We start from the raw sequence: 19,742 nt of genomic DNA on the forward strand, positions 1-19,742 counted from the left end.
TCCTCAGGCCGGGGCGGGTTCCGCGAGGTGGCCGTCCTGGACCGTGACCACGTGGTCCGCCCGCGCGAGGTGCGTGCGGTCGTGGGTGACCAGGACCGTCGCCGTCCCCCGCTCCACCGTCAGACCCGCGAGCAGCGACACCACCGCCGCACCCCGCTCGTGGTCCAGCGCGCTGGTCGGCTCGTCGACCAGCAGCACCGCCGGCTCGTTCATCAGGGCCCGCGCGATGTTGACCCGCTGCCGCTGGCCGCCGGACAACTGGTGCGGCCGCCGCCCGGCCAGCTCCGCGAGGCCCACCGCGTCGAGCAGTTCCACGGCCCGGCCCCGGGCCTCCTTGGGCGTCCGCCCCGACACGTGCGCCATGAGCTGGAGCTGTTCGGCCACCGTGAGCGAGGGCAGCAGGTTGGGCTGCTGGAACACGATCCCGATCCGCTCGCGCCGCAGCGCCGCCCGCCCGGCCGCGTCCAGCGCGCCCGTGTCCGTACCGGCGACGACGACCCGTCCGCGGTCGGGTGTCACGAGGGTGGCGGCGACCGCGAGGAGGCTGGACTTGCCGGAGCCCGAGGGGCCGACGACCGCCGTGAGGGAGCCGGCGGGGACGGTGAGGGAGACGGCGTCGAGCGCGGTCAGGCGGCTGTCGCCGTCCGGGTAGGTGAGGGTGACGGCATCGAGGACGAGACTCATCGGGCACTCCCGGACAGGATCACGACGACGGAGGCAGCGGAGACAACGGAGGCGGCACAGGCCGCACAGGCGGCGGGGGTCATCGGGCGCTCCCCAGGGCCGTGAGGGGGTCGACGGCGGTGATCCGCCGGATGGAGAGCGCCGCGCCGAGCACACCGAGCACGATGATCACGGCGGCCGGCCCCAGGACGGTCAGCGGTTCGAGCACGAACGGCACGTTCCCGCCGCTGACCAGCGCTCCGATACCGACCGCGAGCGCGGTGCCGAGCAGGGTCCCCGCCGTGAGCATGAGCACGGCCTGCCCGAGGGCGTCCTTCAGGAGGTACGGGGTCGAGGCCCCGAGCGCCTTCAGGACGGCGACGTCACCGCTGCGCTGAATGGTCCAGACGGTGAAGAAGGCTCCTATGACGAGGGCCGAGATGGCGAAGAGGAACCCGCGCATCAGCTGGAGCGAGCCGTTCTCGGCCTGGTACGACCCTATGGCGGTGAGGGCGTCGTCGACGGTCCGCGCCTCGGTGCCGACGGCCCTGTCGCCGGCGGCCCAGTCGGTCTCCCCGCCACCGCGGAGCGCGATGACGGTCGCCTGTTCCTCCACCGTGGTGCCGGTGTGGCCGAGCCGCTGCCAGTCGTCGAGGGAGGTCCACACCACCGGGGTGTGGCTGTACGAGGCGTCACCGGCGACCGCCGTGACGGCCAGCTCCAGGGGGCCGAGGCGGACGGAGTCACCGGCCGAGACGCCCAGCTCCTCGGCGGCCGACGCGGAGAGGACGGCCTTGCCCGAAGCGGGCGCCACGGGTGCGAGCCCGCCGTCCGGCTCCGTGCCGAAGGCGGAGACCGCGGCGGTACGGTCTCCGGCGGCGCCGTTGAGCGTGCGGATGCCGAGCGGCGCGGCCGTCGTCACTCCGGGGCGTCCGGCCCACCGGCGCCACTGCTCCTCCGTCACCGTCGAGTGGGTGAAGGAGACCGACTGCCCGGACGGCGCCGCCGCGAAGGCCAGCCGGTCGGCGGGCAGGCCGGTGATCGCGGAGACGTTCTCCCGCGCGAGCCCGGCGGTCAGCCCGGACAGCAGTCCCACGAGCAGGGTGATCAGCACGATCACGGTGCCCATGAGGGCGAACCGTCCCTTGGCGAATCTGAGGTCTCTCCATGCCACGAACATGCTGACCAGAGTGGTCCGGCGGGTGCCCGGCGGGCATCGCGCCACGGATGGCTCCGCAATCAATCTTTCGGTTGAGTCCGGATTGTCCGCCGCTGTCTACGCTGGAGGGATCATGGATCCCCACTCCTCCCTCGACCCCGCCCGGCGTCCCCTCACCCCCGCCCTGCGTGCGCTGCGCCTCTGTCTGCACCTGCTGATGGCGGGCCTGCTCACCCTGGCGGCGGTGCGGGCGGACTCGGCCGCCGGAACGGTTCTGGCGGTGGTGACGGGCGCGATCTACGCGGCCGGTTCGTATCTGCCGTCCGTGCGGAGTTCCCAGCGGGCCGCCGCCGTGTGGCTGGGTGTCCTGGGCGCGTCGTGGATCGTGATGCTCTGTCTGACCCCGGAGGCCCTCTGGGTGGCGTTCCCGCTCTACTTCGTCCAGCTGCACCTGCTGCCGACGCGCTGGTCGCTGCCGGTGGTCGCGTCGACGGCGCTCGCGGCGATCCTCTCGTACGTGGGTCACGGGGCCGCGCTCAATCCGGGGGTCTTCATCGGGCCGCTGCTCGGCGCGGCGGTCGCGGTGGCGACGGTCCTCGGCTACCAGGCCCTGTACCGGGAGAGCGAGCGGCGGCGGCGGCTCATCGAGGAGCTGATCACGACGCGGGCCGAGCTGGCGGCGGCGGAGCGGCACGCGGGGACGCTCGCCGAGCGGGAGCGGCTGGCGCGGGAGATCCACGACACCCTCGCGCAGGGCCTGTCCTCGATCCAGCTGCTGCTGCGGGCGGCCGAGCGGACGCTGCCGCCGGGCTCACCGGCCGTCGGCCACATCGAACGGGCCCGTCAGGCGGCCCAGGACAACCTGGCGGAGGCACGGCGCTTCGTCCGGGCCCTGTCGCCGCCGGACCTGGAACACGGCTCCCTGGCGGCGGCGCTTGAGCGGCTGTGCGAGCCGGGGGCGGGCTCGGGACCGTACTCACCGGGGGGCGGGCCGCGGGTCCGGTTCTCGGTCAGCGGTACGCCGGTGGAGCTGCCGACCCCGTACGAGGTGGCTCTGCTGCGGATCGCCCAGTCGGCGCTCGCGAACACGGTGCGGCACGCGGCGGCCTCGCGGGCGGAGATCACCCTGTCGTTCATGGACGCGTCGGTGACGCTCGACGTGGTCGACGACGGCGCGGGCTTCGAGCCGGGTTCCGTACGCCCCTCCTCCGACGGCGGTTTCGGGCTTCCGGCGATGCGCTCCCGCGCGGAGTCGCTGGGCGGCACGTTCACCGTCGAGTCCGCCCCCGGCCAGGGCACGGCCGTCGCAGTCTCCCTCCCTCTCCCCATCGGAGTCCGATCATGACCATCCGCCTGCTCCTCGCCGACGACCACCCGGTGGTCCGGGCGGGCCTGCGCGCCGTCCTCGACACGGAGCCGGACTTCGAGGTCGTCGGGGAGGCGGCCACCGCCGAGCGGGCGGTGGAGCTGGCCGCCGCCGGGGGTGTCGACGTGGTCCTGATGGACCTGCAGTTCGGCTCGGGGATGCACGGCTCGGAGGCGACGGCGGCGATCACGGCGGCCCCGGGCGGGCCGAAGGTCCTCGTCCTGACGACGTACGACACGGACGCGGACATCCTGGCGGCGGTGGAGGCGGGCGCCTCCGGCTACCTCCTCAAGGACGCGCCGCCGGAGGAGCTGGCGGCGGCGGTCCGGACGGCGGCGGCCGGGCAGTCGGCCCTCGCGCCGGCGGTGGCGCACCGGCTGATGGACCGGATGCGGACCCCGGCGGAGGCGCTCACCCGGCGCGAGCTGGAAGTGCTCCAGCTGGTCGGCGAGGGGCTTTCGAACCAGCAGATCAGCAAGGTGCTGTTCCTGAGCCAGGCGACGGTGAAGTCGCATCTGGTGCACGTCTTCGCGAAGCTGGGCGTCGACTCCCGCACCGCGGCGGTGGCGACGGCGACGGCACGCCGGCTGATCCGGCGGTAGACACCGAGCCCGGCCGCCCGGCGCGGGAGCGTCGGGCCGCCCGGCACCCGGGAGTCGGCCGGCTGAGCCACAAGGCCCCTGAGCCCTCAGGCCCCTGAGAGGTCGGCAGACCCTTGGGGCGGCGGCGGTCCGAAGAGTTCCACCGCGTGCCGCACCCCGGCGAGTCCCTCGGCGAGCGCGCTGACCGAGCCGACGCAGCCCGCGACGATCAGCAGGGAGCGGCGCAGTCGCCGTACCTCCGGGGCGCCGCTGAGCGCCATGGCGTCGAGTGCGGCGAGCTCGCCCTCGGCGATGCCCCGGTCGGCGAAATCGACGCGGTGTGCGGCCAGTTCGCGTCGGAGCCGGGACACGGCGGACCGCAGTTCGGCCACCCTGGGGTCCACACCCTCGCCGGTCACTCGCCTCTGCCCCACGCTTCGCAACATGGCTCTCCCCCTCGCACGACACTGTGCGCAGAACGCCGTACCCGAACACACCGCGCTTCCGGGCCGACCCGTCGGACGGTGGTCGGGCGCCGTGAGTCGCGGGCCAGTTAACTCCTTCGCCACCCCACCGCGCCACCCTCCGTGGACGGAATTCAGGCGACCGTGTGATTCCGCCGATGCGGTATGCAGTCCTCATGAAGACCTCAGAAGATCGAACCGACGACCGCGCCCCCGTCGTCGCGGGTCTGCTGCTCGCCGCCGGGGGCGGGCGGCGGCTCGGCGGGCGGCCGAAGGCGCTGCTCACGCACCGCGGGCGGCCGCTGGTCGAGCACGCGGTGGGCGTGTTGCGCGCGGCCGGCTGCGAGGTGGTGCACGTGGTCCTGGGCGCGTCGGCGGAGACCGTACGGGAGCGGGCGGAGTTGCCGGGGTGTGTGCTGGTGGACAACCCTGAGTGGGCCGAGGGGATGGGTTCCTCGCTGCGGGCCGGGCTCGCCTCGCTGGCCGCCGATCCGCGCGGGGTGGACGCGGCGCTCGTGTTCCTGGTCGACCAGCCGGGGATCGGGGCGGAGGCGGTGGCCCGGGTCCGGGCGGCGTACGGCTCGCGGGATTCGCTGGCGGCGGCCTCGTACGACGGGGAGCGGGGCCATCCGGTGCTGTTCGGCGCCGGGCACTGGGCGGGGATCGCCGGGACGGCGGTGGGTGACCGGGGCGCGCGGGACTATCTGGCGGCGCACCGGGATGCGATCACGCCGGTGGACTGTTCGGATGTGGCCGAGCCCTACGACATCGACACGGAGGCGGATCTGGCGCACCTGGAGTGAGTGGGCTGGCACCGAGCGCCATGTTGTGTCGATCCGGAGAATCTCGACATCAACAAACCATTGAACTTCCACCATGAGGAAACTAGTATCCACTGTTCAGAAGCGCCTGCTAGTCCAGAGGGCGCTCGCGGCCGTATCTCGGCGCCTGCGGCACTCCGTGCCGTCCCGCGACGCCCGGCGGCCGCCTGGCACCGCCCGTGAAGTCCGCTGAAGGAAGTGACAGTTCATGTCCGCACCAGCGCCGTCCCCCCTGGCCGTCGTCGATGCCGAGCCCCTGCCGCGCCAGGAAGAGGTGCTCACCGAGGCCGCCCTGACCTTCGTCGCCGAACTGCACCGGCGGTTCACCCCGCGCCGGGACGAGCTCCTCGCCCGCCGGGCGGAGCGCCGCGCCGAGATCGCCCGCACGTCCACCCTGGACTTCCTCCCGGAGACCACGGCGATCCGCGCCGACGACTCCTGGAAGGTCGCTCCGGCCCCGGCGGCCCTGAACGACCGCCGCGTCGAGATCACCGGCCCCACCGACCGCAAGATGACGATCAACGCCCTGAACTCGGGCGCGAAGGTCTGGCTCGCGGACTTCGAGGACGCCTCCGCGCCGACCTGGGAGAACGTGGTCCTCGGCCAGGTCAACCTGATCGACGCGTACCGCCGGAAGATCGACTTCACGGACGCGCGCTCGGGCAGGTCGTACGCCCTCAGGCCGGCCGACGAGCTGGCGACGGTCGTCATGCGGCCCCGCGGCTGGCACCTGGACGAGCGTCACCTCACCTTCGACGGACGCCCGGTGCCGGGTGCGCTCGTCGACTTCGGTCTGTACTTCTTCCACAACGCCCAGCGTCTGATCGACCTCGGCAAGGGCCCGTACTTCTACCTGCCGAAGACGGAGTCGCACCTGGAGGCCCGCCTCTGGAACGAGATCTTCGTCTTCGCCCAGGACTACGTCGGCATCCCGCAGGGCACCGTCCGCGCCACGGTCCTCATCGAGACCATCACGGCCGCGTACGAGATGGAGGAGATCCTCTACGAACTCCGCGACCACGCCGCCGGGTTGAACGCGGGCCGCTGGGACTACCTGTTCTCCATCGTCAAGAACTTCCGTGACGGCGGCGCCAAGTTCGTCCTTCCGGACCGCAACGCGGTCACGATGACGGCCCCGTTCATGCGGGCGTACACCGAACTCCTCGTGCGCACCTGCCACAAGCGCGGCGCGCACGCGATCGGCGGCATGGCGGCGTTCATCCCGTCCCGCAAGGACGCCGAGGTGAACAAGGTCGCCTTCGAGAAGGTCAAGGCCGACAAGGACCGCGAGGCCGGCGACGGCTTCGACGGCTCCTGGGTCGCCCACCCCGACCTGGTCCCGATCGCGATGGCCTCCTTCGACGCCGTCCTCGGCGAGAAGCCGAACCAGAAGGACCGCCTCCGCGAGGACGTCTCCGTCGCGGCGGGCGATCTGATCGCGATCGACTCGCTGGACGCCAGGCCCACGTACGCGGGCCTGGTCAGCGCCGTGCAGGTCGGCACCCGCTACATCGAGGCGTGGCTGCGCGGCCTGGGCGCCGTCGCCATCTTCAACCTGATGGAGGACGCGGCCACCGCCGAGATCTCGCGCTCGCAGATCTGGCAGTGGATCAACGCCGGCGTGGTCTTCGAGAACGGCGAGACCGCCACCCCGGAGCTGGCCCGCAAGGTCGCCGCCGAGGAACTGGACGCGATCCGCGCGGAGATCGGCGAGGAGGCCTTCGCGGCCGGCAAGTGGCAGCAGGCCCACGACCTCCTGCTGCACGTCTCCCTCGACGCGGACTACGCGGACTTCCTGACGCTCCCCGCGTACGAGCAGTTGGTCGGCTGACCCCGACCCCCTCCCGTACAGGCTCGGCCCCGCACAGGCTCGGCCCGTCACAGGCCCCGACCCCGGTGGACGCACAGCTCCGGGGGGCGGGGCCTGTCGTGCGCCCTGCCGGGTCACAGGTGACGTGACACAACCGAGATGTGCGGCTACCTAGCGGTAACAAGCCAGGACGTGCGAGATTCCGCCATGCCACCGGCCGGCGGCTGTCCCCCACGTCACCGCGTACCGCAGGAGCACAGCCATGCCTTCGACCCCCCACCGTGCGCTGCGCGCACTCCTGGCACTGTGTACCGCCGCCGGGCTCGCCTCCGTCGCCGCCCCCACCGCCTCCGCCTCCCCCGGCACCGGGCCCACCGCCGTCGTCGCCATGGGCGACAGCTACATCTCCGGCGAGGCCGGCCGCTGGCTGGGCAACAGCCTCACCGACTCGGGCGGCCGCAACGGCACCGACCGTGCCTGGACCGGGGCCGGTTACGACCCCTCCCGGGTGTACGGCGCCACCGCGGGCGGCTGTCACCGCTCGGACACCGCCGAGGTGAGGAGCGCGGGCCCGCTCGCGGGCTCCCTCATCAACCTGGCCTGTTCCGGGGCGACGACGGACAACGTCTTCCGCGCCTCGCGGGGCGGCCTTCCCCACAAGGGCGAGGCGCCGCAGGCCGACCAGCTGGCGGCGGTGGCGGCCTCGCACGACGTGGAGCTGATCGCCCTCTCCATCGGCGGCAACGACCTCGGGTTCGCCGACATCATCACCGCCTGCGCGACCGACTACATCGTCTGGTACTCGTACTGCCACGACGACCAGCAGGGCGAGGTCGACGCCCGTATCGACGGCGTCATGGCGGACGTCGGCCGCTCGGTCGACGAGATCCGGGCCGTCATGACAGGCGCCGGATACAGCTCGTCCGACTACCGGATCGTCCTCCAGTCGTACCCCTCCCCCATCCCGCGCGCCGCCGACAACCGGTACGGGGAGAGCGGCTGGTCCCGTACCGACACCGGCGGCTGTCCCTTCTGGAACGCCGACTCCGACTGGGCCCGCGACTCCCTCGTCCCGCAGCTCGCCAACCGGCTGAAGAGCGTCGCGGCGGCGAAGGGCGTGCAGTTCATGGACCTGCGGGACGCGCTCCAAGGGCGTGAGGTCTGTGCGAAGGCGAGCCGTCAGGTGACGTCGGCCGCGCCCGCGTCGGGGACGACGAGCGAGTGGGCGCGCTGGATCGACAGCCGGAGCACGCAGGGGCTCGTCCAGGAGTCCATGCACCCCAACGCCTACGGTCAGCAGGCCCTCGGCCGCTGCCTGGCCCTGGTCCACGCCCGCCCGACCGGCAACCACAGCTGCCGGAACACGGCGGGGTCGGGGCCGTCGGGGATGTACCTCACGGCGGGGTGAACTCCCGGTGTGCCGACGCCGAGGATCAGGCGAGGGTTCCCGGTGGGGTGAGGCCGAGGATCAGGCGGGGGTTCCCGGTGGGGTGAGGCCGAGCGGGGCCAGTACCCGCGCCGTCTCGTGGCGGTCGGCCGCGACCATCGCCCGGAGCAGGGCCGCCGACCCGCCCGGCCAGGCGGCGGCGGCCTGGTCGAAGGCGGTACGACGGGACTCCAGGGGACCCTTCTTGGCGGGCAGCGCGTCGAGCACGAACAGCGCCCGCGCCGAGGTCCGCACCTGGATCAGGTCGGAGGGTTCGCCCCGCGCGCGCAGGGCCTGATGGGCGTACGCGCCGATCACCGGGTCGCGCAGGGCGCCGCGCAGGGCCTCGGGCGGGGCGGCGGCGGTGTCGAGGACGGCGAAGAGGCCGCGGACGGTGGCGGCGTCGGAGGTCCCGGCGTGGACGGTGCCGAGGGCGGCGAGCAGCTGGGACCAGGCGTCGGCGGTGTCCCCGCGCGCGTGGAGCCAGTCGGCGAGCACGCGCGCGGCGACGCCCGAGGGCCAGCCCGCCGCGGCGGTCACCACCTCGGACGCGGTCCACCCCTCGGCCTCGGTGGCGTCGGGCGCGGCGACACCGCGTACCCCGAGGAGGTAGCGGACGGCGCCCGCGCCGCGCGGCGTCAGCCCGAAGGCGTCGCCGGTGCGGAAGACCAGACCGGTGGCGGCGAGCCGGTCCAGGGTGGTGGCCAGGTCGCGTGCGGGCCCTTCGAGCGCCGTCCGGTCGGCCTCGGTCAGCCCGGGCGTCCCGAGGATCCGTACGAGCTCGGGCAGGGACGGGACCGTGTAGGGGCCGGCCGCCTCGGCCGGTACCGGTACGGGCAGGTCCTCCAGCGCCGGATCGACGGACCGGTCCTCGTACTCCGCGGCCTTGCGGACGACGGACTCGGCCGAGCAGCCACGCCGGTAGACCACGTAGAGGAGGTGCGGGGCCTCGCCTCCGTAGGGCTCGAACTCCTCTTCCGACAGCTCCTCGACCGCGGTGATGAGGGCGTCGGCGTCCTCCTCCACGGTCCCGGGCCCGGGCTCGATCGCGGGCGGCGGGGGTACGGGTACGCCGGTGTCCCCGTGGTGGTCGAGGTGCTCGTCGAGGAGGGCGTCGGCCAGGACGAGGTGCGGGAAGGCGTCGGGCCCGGGCGCGAACCGCGCGTACGGCCCGGCGAGCTGCTCGGTCAGCCCGGCGGCGGTCCACCTGTCCTGGAGCGCGGCGGCCACCTGCCCGATCCCGGCCGCGACGGTGTGGTCGGTGAGCAGCGGCCCGGCGGGGGGCGGCGCCTCGGCGTCCCGTACGTACGCGCGGCTGAGCGCCTCGGCGAGGAGGACGTCCGCGAGGGCCGTGCGCCCCATGAGGTCGGCCCGGTGGACGCCGTCGGGCAGTGGCGCCCCGTCGAGGGCGGCGAGCCGGCGCCGTACGTCCTCGGGGTCGGCGAGGTCGGCGCCGCAGGTCCGCAGGAGCGAGGCGTACCACCGGTGCCAGGTGAGGTTCCCGGGGTCGGTCATGGCCCGCTCGAAGTCGGCGGTGGTCTCCCTGACCGCGACGGCGACCCGCTCGCCCCGCTCGCCGTCGAACCGTGCCGCGAGCCGCCCGACGACGGCCGGATAGGCCGCGAGCGTCCCGGGCGGCGCGTACACGAACGTCGGCAGGTCCTCGACGAGCAACTGGCGCACGAGAGGGGGCGTCGGCTCGGGTACCCCCGTCCCCCGGTCCGCCCCTCGGAGGGCGAGGAGCCCCAGCACCGCCTCGGCGGCTCGCACGAAAACGGGATCGCGGCGCTCGGGTGCTCCGTCGAGGAAGCTGTCGAGCCCGGTGTTGGTGAGAACGGTCTCGGCCACGCTTCCCAGGGTAGTTCGGAAGGGGCGGAACGGGCGTGCGACGCAGGCGGGAGGGGCGCGGAATCCGCCCGGCGGCCGGGGGCCGAGGGGTGACCCGGTCAGCGCACCGCCACCGTCCGGGGTGCCGAGAAGTCGCCCCAGGTGCCGTCCGGGAGTCGGGCGCGGAGGGTGACGGTGTAGCGGGTGCCCGGGGGGTCCTGGACAGGGAAGGTGTAGGTGGCGCGGCCGGGGGGTGGGGTGGTGCCCCAGATGATGGTGGTGGCGAAGCGGCCGTTGAGGTGGAGCTCATGGTGGGTCACCGGGGCTCCCGCGTCCGGTGGGGTCCAGGTGACGGTGATCTCACCCTTGGCCGCGGTCACGGCGAGGCCGGTGGGGGCGGTGTTCGGTGGTGCGCCCGGGGACGGGGCGGTGGTGAGGTCGGCGGGGGCGCTGTCCCGGGAGGAGTTGTCGGCGGCGTCGCGGGCGCGGACCGTGAACGCGTAGGCGGTGCCGGGGCGCAGTCCGGAGACGTGGGCGGTGGTGGCGGTACCGGGCACGGTGTGGATGCGGGTGTCGGCCTGGTAGACGTCGTACGCGGTGACGCGGGTGTCGTCCCTGGCCGGGGACCAGCGGAGGGTGACGGCGCGGCCGCCGTCGGGGGTGGCGCGGAGCGCGGACGGCGCGGTGGGGGGCGTGCGGTCCTCGGTGACGGCGCGGAGGGTGGTCGCGGCGACGGCGGCGCTCGGGGGTGAGACGTTGCCGGCCGCGTCGTGGGCGCGGACCGTGAAGCGGTGGCGGGTCTCGGGGGCGAGTCCGACGATGTCGGTCATCAGGGTGGCGGCGGGGAGGTCCTTGACCTTGCGGCCCTCGCGGTAGACCGCGTAGCCGGTGACGGCCCTGTCGTCGGTGGCCGCGCTCCACATGACGTGGACGGTGCCGGAGCTGCCGGCGGTCGCGGTGACCCCGGTGGGGACGGTGGGGGCGCGGGTGTCCCGGGGCTCCGGGTCGGCGGCGCCGGAGCACCCGGTGAGGGTGAGTGCGAGTGCGAGGGTGGTCAACAGGCTTGCGGGGATCGGGCGTTGTGGGGGGTGCACGGTCCGGCCTCCGTCCGTCGGAATGGTCCAGACCTATATCCCACAGGCGGGGCGACCCCAGCAAGGGGGCGTTGTCAGTGGCGTGCGCTTCACTGAGAACATCACGCTCCGTAGTCGAATCTGGGGGAATCATGACGGACCGTACGACCTATGTGACGCTCGCCGGGGTGCGCCGCCGGGGCTGGACCGACACCATGGTGCGGGACCTGCTCGGCACACCCGACGTACAGGGCCGCGACCCGCGCCGCTGGTCGCTCACACCCCTGCGGCTCTACCTCCTGGCGCGGGTCGAGACCGTGGAGCGGACGCCCGAGTTCGCCGAGACCTCGGCGCTCTCCCCCGCCCGGTCGGCGGCCGCCACGGCGTACGCGCAGCGGCGCCGGGCGGCCGTGCTGGCCGCGATCCGCGCGGAACCGATCGAGGTGCCCCGGCTCCCCGCGCCCGAACTGGAGCGGAGGGCGGTGCGGCACCGACGGCTCCTCGGAGCGCCGGTCCCGGCCGCCGGGACACCGGCGGAGTCTCCGGCCCGGGCGGCCGCCGGCCCGCCCGCCTGCCCTCCCGCCGGGGCGCTCGCGCGGTGGCAGGTGAGCTATCTGCGGCACGCCCTCTCGCGGTACGAGGCGCTGCTCGACGGCCTGTACGGGGCGACCGGGCGCGGCGAGGCCGAACGGCTGCTGCGGCGGCGGCTGTACGAGGCGATCGCGGCCTCCTACCCGGCGCTGGCCCACGAGTGCCGCCGGCGGATCGCGGGGGAGGGATGAGGGGCCACGCGTACCGCTTCCCCGGCCGTCACGGGGACAGCAGGCCGGCGATCACCCGGCAGGCCGCCGGGATCGGGGCCACGATCCTCACCGCGCAACGGGACCGGAGGGCCTCCGCCGCCTCGCCCAGCGGGCCGCCGCCGATGACGACGGCCCGGGCGCCGTCCTGTACGACGCAGGCGCGGACCGCACGCTCCAGCGCGTCGAGGAGCGACTCCGGGTCGCGGGTGAGGAGTTCGGGGTCTCCCGGTGTGAGGCGCGAGCCCGTGTACCGGTCGGCGAGGCCGAGGGACGCGACATGGACGGCGAGGGCGTCGGCCAGGAGCGGTGTCGTGGTGGCGATGCCGAACGGCGTCCCGTCGGCGGCCGCCTCTCCGAGGGCGGCTTCGCCGATGCCCACCACGGGGACGTCGGTCGCCGCACGCAGCTCCTTGACACCCGGGTCGCCGAAGGCGGCCACGAGGAGCGCGGCGCAGCCGCCCCCGGCCGTGGCGCGGAGGCCCGCGGCGAGCACCTCGGGGGCGGCGGCGCGCAGGGCGGCCGGGTCGGTGAGCATGCGCGGGCCGCGGGGTACGGTCACGCCGCGGACGGCGAGGGCCGGGCCCAGGGCGCGCCGGGCGAGGGCGGTCATCATGACGGTCGTGGCGGTGGAGGTGTTGGGGTTGATCAGCACCACGGCCCCGGGCCCCGCCGAGTGCGCGGGGACCGGGGCGTGCGGTGGGACGCCGGGCGGGTTCAGTGGACGTGCGCCGCCTTCGCGGTGCGGCTGCCCGAGATCTCGTCGCCGGGCTCCATCGGCGCGGTGACGTCGTCGTCGTCGCGGCCCTTGCCCAGGTGGTTGAAGACCACGTTGAGCAGGACGGCGGCGACGCAGCCGGTGGAGATGCCGGAGTCCAGGATGATCTTCGCGGTCTCCGGGAAGGCGTGGTAGAACTCCGGCGCGGTGATCGGGATGATGCCGACGGCCAGCGAGACCGCCACGATCAGCACGTTGTTGTCCTTCTCCAGGCCGGCCTTGACCAGGGTCTGGATACCGCTGGCGGCGACCGAGCCGAAGAGGACGACGCCCGCGCCGCCGAGGACCGGTCGGGGGACGACCGAGATGAGCGAGGCGGCGACCGGGGAGAGGCCCATCAGGACCAGGAAGCCACCGCCGCAGGCGACGACGAAGCGGCTGCGGATCCGGGTCATGGCGACCAGGCCGATGTTCTGTGCGAAGGCGCTGCACATGAAGCCGTTGAAGAGCGGGCTGATCGCCGAGCCGAGGGTGTCGGCGCGCAGTCCGGCCGCGATGGTCTTCTCGTCGGCGGGCCGGTCGACGATCTCGCCCAGCGCCAGCATGTCGGCGGTCGACTCGGTCATGGAGACCAGCATGACCACGCACATCGAGATGATGGCGGCGAGGGCGAACTGGGGTCCGCCGAAGTGGAACGGGGACGGGAAGCCGACGATGTCCGCCTCGGTCACCGGGGAGAAGTCGGTGACGCCGAACGGTATGGCGATGAGGGTGCCGATGACGAGGCCGACGAGGACGGCGATCTGCTTGAGGAAGCCGCGGGTGAAGCGGCGGAGCAGCAGGACGACGACGAGGGTGATGCCGGCGAGCGTGAGGAAGGTGGTCGAACCGTAGTCCGCGGCCTTGGGGTTGGGCCCCTGGGCCCAGCCGAACGCGACCGGGAGGAGGGAGACGCCTATGAGGGTGATCACGGTGCCGGTGACGACCGGCGGGAAGAACCGCACGAGCCGGGAGAACCAGGGGGCGGCGAGGAATCCGAGGAGTCCGGCGACGATGATCGCGCCGAAGATCACGGGGAGTGCGTCGGCCTTGTCGTCGGTGGTGTCGACGATGGCGAGCATCGGGGCGACACCGGCGAAGGTGACGCCGTTGACGAACGGCAGCCGGGCGCCGATCTTCCAGACCCCGAGCGTCTGGAGGAAGGTCGCGAGCCCCGCGGTGAAGAGGCTGGCGCCGGTCAGGAAGGTGAGTTCGGTACCGGAGAGGCCGACGGCCGCTCCGACGATCAGGGGTGGGGCGACGACGCCCGCGTACATGGCGGCCACGTGCTGGAGGCCGCTGGTGAGCATCTTCAGTGGGGGCAGCGTCTCGTCGACCGGATGTGTCTCGCGGTCTTCGGGGGCGGAGCCTGCGTCTTGTGCATTGCGAACCTGGGGCGCTTCGGCCACGGCGGTTCCTCCGGTCGGTTACACGTCGGCGGTGACGCGGGGTTCAGGGAGGTGGTGCGATGCGGTGCGAGGTGCAGGAGGTGCGGCTCGTTGCGGGGTCGTGCGGTGCGCGCGGCGGGAGTCCGCGGTGCGGGGACGGGGTGCCCGGTGGGGGTACGGGCAGGCGTCACCGTCCCGGGAGGCGCCGTACTGCTTCTGAGTACGGCGCCTCCCGGTCAGGCTGCCGCGGACCCCGCTCGGGTCCGCGGCGACCGACCGAGGGCCGTCCCCCTCGGTCGGACTCCATGGGGAGGATCAGCCCTGGGCCGCGATGCGGGCCAGACGCTGGGCCTCCGCGCGCGCGTCGCGCGCGATGGTGTCCTCGTCGACGGTGAGCAGTCGGTTGTTCTCGACGATCTGCTTGCCGTTGACGAAGGAGGCCGTGACCGGGGCCGCCGCGCCGAAGACGACGGCGGTGACCGGGTCGGCGATCGTGGAGTGGCCGAGGCCGTCGATCTTCCAGAGGACGAGGTCGGCGAGCTTGCCGGCTTCGAGGGAGCCGATGTTGTCGGCGCGGCCGAGGACCTGGGCGCCGCCGTAGGTGCCGAGGCGCAGCGCCTGGCGGGCGTTGAGCGCGGACTCGCGGTGGGCGCCGAGGCGGTTGATGAGGAGCGCGTTGCGCAGCTCGGTGTGGAGCTCGCCCGACTCGTTGGAGGCGGTGCCGTCGACGCCGAGGCCGACGGGTACGCCCGCCTTCAGCATGTCGGGGACGCGGGCGATGCCGGCGGCGAGGCGCGCGTTGGAGGAGGGGCAGTGGGCCACACCGGTCTTGGTGCGGGCGAAGGCCGCGATGTCGGAGTCGTTCATGTGGACGCAGTGCGCCATCCACACGTCCTCGCCGAGGAAACCGGTGGACTCGAAGTAGTCCGTCGGTCCCATGCCGAAGAGCTCGTGGCAGAACTTCTCCTCCTCCACGGTCTCCGAACCGTGGGTGTGCATGCGCACGCCCAGGCGGCGGCCGAGGGCCGCGCCCTCCCGGAGGAGTTCGGTGGAGATGGAGAAGGGGGAACAGGGGGCGACGGCGACCTGGGTCATCGCGTCGAAGGAGGCGTCGTGGTACTTCTTCACCGTCTCCTCGGTCGCGGCGAGCGCGCCCTCGGTGGTCTCGACGGCGAAGTCCGGCGGCAGGCCGCCGTCCTTCTCGCTGCGGTCCATGGAGCCGCGGGCGAGGGTGAAGCGGACGCCCATCTCGGAGGCGGCGCCGATGATGGCGCCGGAGAGGTCGCCGGAGTTCACCGGGTACACGTAGTGGTGGTCCATGGCGGTGGTGACACCGCCGCGGGCCATCATGGCCAGCGAGCCCTGGGCGGCGGCGCGCACCATCCGCTCGTCGATCCGCGCCCACGTCGGGTAGAGGGCGACCAGCCAGTTGAAGAGGTTGTGGTCGGTCGCCAGACCGCGGGTGATCCACTGGTAGAAGTGGTGGTGGGTGTTGACGAGGCCGGGCGTGATCAGGTGGCCGGTGGCGTCGATGCGCCGGACCACGTTCTCCAGGCCTTCGGGAGCCCGGCCGGCACCGATGGACTCGATCTTGTTGTCGGCGACGACGAGGTAGCCGGAGGCGTACTCGGTGTCGTTCGCGTCGACCGTGGCGATCGCCGCGTTCTCGATGACGATGCGCTGGGCTGCCGAAGGTGCTGCCATGGCGGTGGTTCCTTCATTCCTCTGGGGTGGAGTGGGCACGGCAGGACCCTAGGAGGATTTGAGTGCCGGAGCCGTCTGACGGCTCCGGGTGCCGAGGTGGTGGAAGAACAGGTTGAGCAGGACGGCCACGAGCGCGCCCGCGCTGATGCCGGAGCCGAGCACGGTCTGAGTCCAGGCGGGGAACCCGGCGTAGAAGGTGGGCGCGGCGAGCGGGATGATGCCCGCTCCGAGCGCGACGGCCACCAGGATGATGTTGGAGCTGTCGTCGAGCCCGGCTTCCGACAGGGTACGGATGCCGCTGACGGCGATCGAGCCGAAGAGGACGATGCCGGCGCCGCCGAGGACGGGCATCGGGACCATGGAGACGACCGCGCCGAGGACGGGGAAGGCTCCGAGGACGAGCAGGGCGCCGCCGGCGACGGCGACCACGTAGCGGGAGCGCACCCGGGTCAGCGAGACGACGCCGACGTTCTGGGCGAAGGCCGAGGTCGGGAAGCCGCCGAAGACGGGTCCGAGCAGGGTGGCGACGCCGTCGGTGCGCAGCCCGCGGGTGATGGTCCGGCCGTCGCTGCGCCGGTCGCAGATCTCGCCGAGGGCGAGCATGCCGGCGCTGGACTCGGTCATGAGGACCAGCATCACGATGCAGAGGGAGAGGATCGCGGCGGGCTGGAACTCGGGGGCGCCGAAGGAGAAGGGGGTCGGCAGGGCCGCGACGGGCGCCTCGCGCAGGGCGGCGAAGTCGGCCATCCCGAAGGGGATCGCGGCGAGGGTGCCGATGAAGAGGCCGAGGAGCAGGGCGACCTGCTTGAGGAAGCCCTTGCCGAAGCGCTGGAAGAGCAGGATGACGACGAGGGTGAAGCCGGCGAGTGCCAGGTACTTCATGGCGCCGAAGTCGGCGGCGGTCCTGTCGCCGCCCTGGGCCCAGCCGACGGGCACGGGCATCAGGGTGACCCCGATGAGGGTGATCACGACGCCGGTGACGAGCGGCGGGAAGAAGCGAAGGAGCCTGCCGAAGAAGGGGCCGACGGCGAGGCAGAAGACTCCGGCGACCATCACCGCGCCGTAGATGGCGGGGAGTTGGTGGCCGGGGGCGCTGGTCTCGGCGATGGCGAGAATCGGGGCGATTCCGGCGGAGGAGGCGGCGTTGACGAACGGGAGCCGGTTGCCGGCGAAGCGTCCGGCGCCGAGCGTCTGCAGGATGGTCGCACAGCCGGCGATGAGCAGGCCGGCGGCGATGAGCCGGGTCATCCCGGCGGTGTCCAGGCCCACGGCCTGGCCGATGATGAGCGGAGGGGTGACGACGCCGGCGTACATGGCGGCGATGTGCTGGAGCGCCGCGGGGACGAGCCGCGAGGCGGGGAGCTTCTCGTCCACCGGATGGACCGCGTGGGTGGTGTCCGGCGGGGTGGAACACGGGCCTTCGGCGTGCGCCGGCCCCTTTGCGGGCTGTGCCATGGGAATCCCTCCGGTCTGGCGCGGCCCCCGCCCGACTGCGGGCGGGCGGGGGCCGGTCACTCAGACTCCGCTTAGAGGTTGGTCATGTCGACCGGGATCTGCGCCGTGGCGCCGTCGCGGAGGACGGTGGCCTCGATGAGGCCGTACATGCGGTCGGCGGCGTAGTAGACCTCGTTGTCGTTCTTCAGGCCGAAGGGTTCGAGGTCGACCAGGAAGTGGTGCTTGTTCGGGAGCGAGAAGCGGACTTCGTCGATCTCCGAGCGGTGGTTGATGATGCGCGTGGCCATCTGGTACAGCGTCTGCTGGAGGGAGTACGAGTACGTCTCCGAGAAGGCCTCGAGCATGTGCTTCCTGGTCTGCTCGTACGACCGCTCCCAGTGGGGCATGCGCTGGTCGTCGTCGGTCCAGTTGAACCGCCAGCGGGCGGACACCTGCGTGGCCAGGATGCGGTCGTACGCCTCCTGGAGCGTCGTGTACTGGTCCTTGATGTAGCCCCAGAACTCCGAGTTGGTGGAGTTCATGACGACCAGGTCCTTGAGGCCGGAGATGACCTCCCACGTCTCACCGTCGTAGGCGACCTGGGTGACGCGGGTCTCCTGGCCCTTGCGGGCGAAGGAGTGGTTGACCTCCTCGGCGCCGATGAACTTGGAGTTGGCGTCGGAGGAGGCGATGCGCTCCCAGGAGTACTCCTCGATCCGGATGCGCGCCCGCTTGATCGGCTCCTGGCTCGTCACGAAGTGGCGGGCGAGGTGGATGCCGAACTGCTCGGCGGACTCGATGCCGTACTCCTTGGCGAACGCGAAGACGGTGTTCTTCGTCGTGTCGGTGGGGAGGCAGTGGGCGTTGGAGCCGGTGAGGTGGACGTCGTCGAGGTCGCCGGAGAGGGCGACGGAGACGTTCAGGTCCTTGATGTGGTGGGTGTCGCCGTCCCGCGTGATCTTGACGACGCGGTTCTCTGCTTTGCCGTACTGGTTCTGGCCGAGAATCGTGGGCATGTCTGCTAGCTCCCTCGGTATACGGAGTAGCCGAACGGGTTGAGCAGCAGCGGTACGTGGTAGTGCTCGCCCGGGGTGACGGCGAACGTGATCGCCACCTCGGGGAAGAACGCACCGCTGTCCCTTACGCGGGGGGCGTCCTGCTGCGCCTCGGCTTGCTTCTTGGAGAAGTACGTCTCGACCTCGAAGTCGAGACGGACGTGGGTGGTGCCCTCCGGCAGCGCCGGCAGGTCCTTGCAGCGTCCGTCCGCGTCGGTGGCGGAACCGCCGAGCGCGACCCACTCCGCGTCGAAGCCGCTGCGGGCCGCGAGCGTGATGGCGACGCCCTCGGCGGGGCGGCCGATGCTGGTGTCCAGGATGTGGGTGGACACCGAGGCCGTGGTGTCGGTGCTCATGCGGAGCTCCCTTCCTCGGAGGTCTCTACGAGACGGGTCAGCCGGATGCGGTTGATCCTGCCCAGTTCGGTGCGGACGATCTCCCGCTCCTCCTCGGGCGAGTTGCCGATCCGCTGCCGGAGCGCGTCGCGCATCTGCTCGCCGGTCAGGCCGGTGGCGCAGATGAGGAAGACGTGTCCGAACGTGTCCTGGTAGCCCAGGTTGAGTTCGAGCATCTCGGCCTTGAGCTCCGCGGAGGCGCCGGCCATCCCGCTCTGTTCGCGGGAGGAGGTCGGGTCCCCGGCCTTCGGACGACCGATCGGCGGGTGCCCCGCCATCGCCTCGGCAAGGTCCTCGGCGGTCAGTTCGGCCATGGCGGCGTCACTGGCGAGGAAGAGAGCTTCGGCGGTGGTGTACGGGCGCTGGGCGAGGATCCTGCTCCCCCACGCCGAACTGGAACACACCTCGTGGAGCGCGGCGACGGCCTCGCTGTCCGCCGAGGTGTTGAACCGGGTGAGACCCGGTGTCGTACCTGAAGTCACGGGAAGCCTCCGTGGCTGTTTTTCGCTGTGCGTCGGACGGGCTGCGGATAGCTAACGCCCTCCGCAACACAACGTCAACACTTTGTTGAAAACTCGGTCACGCAAAAGCCGTCGTCCCGACATGCGAACGACGGCTTGCGGCCATACATGATCAACTACTCGCTCTTGGCGGCCTTTTCCCTGCTCAGGGCGGTCTCCCTGTTCAGGTAGTTGTACACGGTGAAGCGGCTGACACCCAGTGCCCCCGCCACCGTCTCCACTCCATGGCGGACCGAGAAGGCGCCGCGTGCCTCCAGGAGCCGGACGACCTCCTGCTTGGCCCTGCGGTCGAGCTCGGCCAGTGGCATCCCGTGCCGCCGCTCCATCGCCGCGAGGATGTGGTCGAGGGATTCGGACAGCTGGGGCAGGCGCACGGCGAGCACATCCTCCCCCTCCCAGGACAGGACCACGTCGTCACCCTCCGCCTGCGCGGGGACGAGCAGCTCGGCGCCCATGGCGTCGACCAGGGGCTTCACCGCCGCGATCAAGGGGTGCTCG

Annotated in this window: 19 protein-coding genes; 6 read left to right on the top strand and 13 right to left on the bottom strand. The window is 72.6% G+C overall.

Translation table 11 applies throughout. The features are described from left to right. Positions 1–3: 3 nt before the first annotated feature. Positions 4–684 carry an ABC transporter ATP-binding protein gene (locus ACRRSS_RS24785; RefSeq protein WP_435973321.1) on the bottom strand — a complete coding sequence of 227 codons (681 nt, stop codon included), beginning with the start codon at positions 682–684 and terminating at the stop codon, positions 4–6. A 79-nt stretch (positions 685–763) separates the two neighbouring features. Continuing rightward, positions 764–1,843, bottom strand: a complete 1,080-nt coding sequence (locus ACRRSS_RS24790; protein ID WP_435973322.1) for an FtsX-like permease family protein — start codon at positions 1,841–1,843, stop codon at positions 764–766. Between the two features lie 112 nt (positions 1,844–1,955). On the opposite strand from ACRRSS_RS24790, the gene ACRRSS_RS24795 reads away from it, so the two are divergent. Together ACRRSS_RS24795 and ACRRSS_RS24800 are read left to right on the top strand one after the other, a co-directional pair. Beyond that, complete coding sequence (locus ACRRSS_RS24795; RefSeq protein ID WP_435973323.1) at positions 1,956–3,167, top strand: sensor histidine kinase; 1,212 nt, start codon at positions 1,956–1,958, stop codon at positions 3,165–3,167. Then, positions 3,164–3,790, top strand: coding sequence for a response regulator (locus tag ACRRSS_RS24800; RefSeq protein ID WP_435973324.1), 627 nt, complete (start codon positions 3,164–3,166; stop codon positions 3,788–3,790). The genes ACRRSS_RS24795 and ACRRSS_RS24800 overlap by 4 nt, the downstream gene beginning before the upstream one ends. Positions 3,791–3,876: 86 nt before the next feature. Here ACRRSS_RS24800 and ACRRSS_RS24805 read toward each other — a convergent pair whose 3' ends face one another. Further along, positions 3,877–4,215, bottom strand: a complete 339-nt coding sequence (locus ACRRSS_RS24805; RefSeq protein ID WP_435973325.1) for a DUF5955 family protein — start codon at positions 4,213–4,215, stop codon at positions 3,877–3,879. A 194-nt stretch (positions 4,216–4,409) separates the two neighbouring features. On the opposite strand from ACRRSS_RS24805, the gene ACRRSS_RS24810 reads away from it, so the two are divergent. From ACRRSS_RS24810 to ACRRSS_RS24820, 3 genes are all read left to right on the top strand, one after another. Beyond that, positions 4,410–5,036 carry a nucleotidyltransferase family protein gene (locus ACRRSS_RS24810; RefSeq protein WP_435973326.1) on the top strand — a complete coding sequence of 209 codons (627 nt, stop codon included), beginning with the start codon at positions 4,410–4,412 and terminating at the stop codon, positions 5,034–5,036. A 226-nt stretch (positions 5,037–5,262) separates the two neighbouring features. Next, positions 5,263–6,885, top strand: coding sequence for a malate synthase A (gene aceB, locus ACRRSS_RS24815; RefSeq protein WP_435973327.1), 1,623 nt, complete (start codon positions 5,263–5,265; stop codon positions 6,883–6,885). Between the two features lie 241 nt (positions 6,886–7,126). Next, on the top strand, positions 7,127–8,272 hold the full coding sequence (locus ACRRSS_RS24820) for a GDSL-type esterase/lipase family protein (RefSeq protein WP_435973328.1): 1,146 nt from the start codon (positions 7,127–7,129) through the stop codon (positions 8,270–8,272). A gap of 60 nt (positions 8,273–8,332) precedes the next feature. Here the strand turns inward: ACRRSS_RS24820 and ACRRSS_RS24825 are convergent, their stop codons facing one another. Continuing rightward, the gene (locus tag ACRRSS_RS24825; protein ID WP_435973329.1) at positions 8,333–10,138 is read right to left on the bottom strand and encodes a hypothetical protein; all 1,806 of its coding nucleotides are present in this window, start codon (positions 10,136–10,138) and stop codon (positions 8,333–8,335) included. A 98-nt stretch (positions 10,139–10,236) separates the two neighbouring features. Beyond that, positions 10,237–11,175: a fibronectin type III domain-containing protein gene (locus ACRRSS_RS24830; protein WP_435973330.1), complete on the bottom strand. Its 939-nt coding sequence runs from the start codon at positions 11,173–11,175 to the stop codon at positions 10,237–10,239. Positions 11,176–11,342: 167 nt separating this feature from the next. On the opposite strand from ACRRSS_RS24830, the gene ACRRSS_RS24835 reads away from it, so the two are divergent. Continuing rightward, on the top strand, positions 11,343–11,972 hold the full coding sequence (locus ACRRSS_RS24835) for a hypothetical protein (protein ID WP_435973331.1): 630 nt from the start codon (positions 11,343–11,345) through the stop codon (positions 11,970–11,972). Between the two features lie 28 nt (positions 11,973–12,000). On the opposite strand, the gene ACRRSS_RS24840 is transcribed toward ACRRSS_RS24835, so the two are convergent. The 8 genes from ACRRSS_RS24840 to ACRRSS_RS24875 all read right to left on the bottom strand — a co-directional run bounded on the left by ACRRSS_RS24840 (position 12,001) and on the right by ACRRSS_RS24875 (position 19,699). Next, positions 12,001–12,648, bottom strand: a complete 648-nt coding sequence (locus tag ACRRSS_RS24840) for an aspartate/glutamate racemase family protein (RefSeq protein ID WP_435973332.1) — start codon at positions 12,646–12,648, stop codon at positions 12,001–12,003. A 59-nt stretch (positions 12,649–12,707) separates the two neighbouring features. Then, entirely contained in the window at positions 12,708–14,156 is a 1,449-nt protein-coding gene (locus tag ACRRSS_RS24845) for a nucleobase:cation symporter-2 family protein (protein WP_435973333.1), read from the bottom strand. 294 nt (positions 14,157–14,450) lie between these two features. After that, positions 14,451–15,839 carry an 8-oxoguanine deaminase gene (locus tag ACRRSS_RS24850; RefSeq protein ID WP_435973334.1) on the bottom strand — a complete coding sequence of 463 codons (1,389 nt, stop codon included), beginning with the start codon at positions 15,837–15,839 and terminating at the stop codon, positions 14,451–14,453. Between the two features lie 48 nt (positions 15,840–15,887). Then, positions 15,888–17,294 (bottom strand): nucleobase:cation symporter-2 family protein, encoded by a 1,407-nt coding sequence (locus ACRRSS_RS24855; RefSeq protein WP_435973335.1) that lies wholly within the window; start codon positions 17,292–17,294, stop codon positions 15,888–15,890. 71 nt (positions 17,295–17,365) lie between these two features. Next, a complete protein-coding gene (gene pucL / locus ACRRSS_RS24860; RefSeq protein WP_435973336.1) occupies positions 17,366–18,289 on the bottom strand; it encodes a factor-independent urate hydroxylase in 924 nt (307 codons plus the stop codon). Positions 18,290–18,294: 5 nt separating this feature from the next. After that, positions 18,295–18,684 carry a hydroxyisourate hydrolase gene (gene uraH / locus ACRRSS_RS24865; protein WP_030323849.1) on the bottom strand — a complete coding sequence of 130 codons (390 nt, stop codon included), beginning with the start codon at positions 18,682–18,684 and terminating at the stop codon, positions 18,295–18,297. Continuing rightward, positions 18,681–19,205, bottom strand: coding sequence for a 2-oxo-4-hydroxy-4-carboxy-5-ureidoimidazoline decarboxylase (gene uraD, locus ACRRSS_RS24870; protein ID WP_435973337.1), 525 nt, complete (start codon positions 19,203–19,205; stop codon positions 18,681–18,683). The genes uraH and uraD overlap by 4 nt, the downstream gene beginning before the upstream one ends. 155 nt (positions 19,206–19,360) lie before the next feature. Next, positions 19,361–19,699, bottom strand: coding sequence for a helix-turn-helix domain-containing protein (locus tag ACRRSS_RS24875; RefSeq protein WP_435975418.1), 339 nt, complete (start codon positions 19,697–19,699; stop codon positions 19,361–19,363). Positions 19,700–19,742 lie beyond the last annotated feature (43 nt).

Origin of the sequence: Streptomyces sp. Qhu_M48 (assembly GCF_051305195.1) — a bacterium.
Lineage (GTDB): Bacteria > Actinomycetota > Actinomycetes > Streptomycetales > Streptomycetaceae > Streptomyces.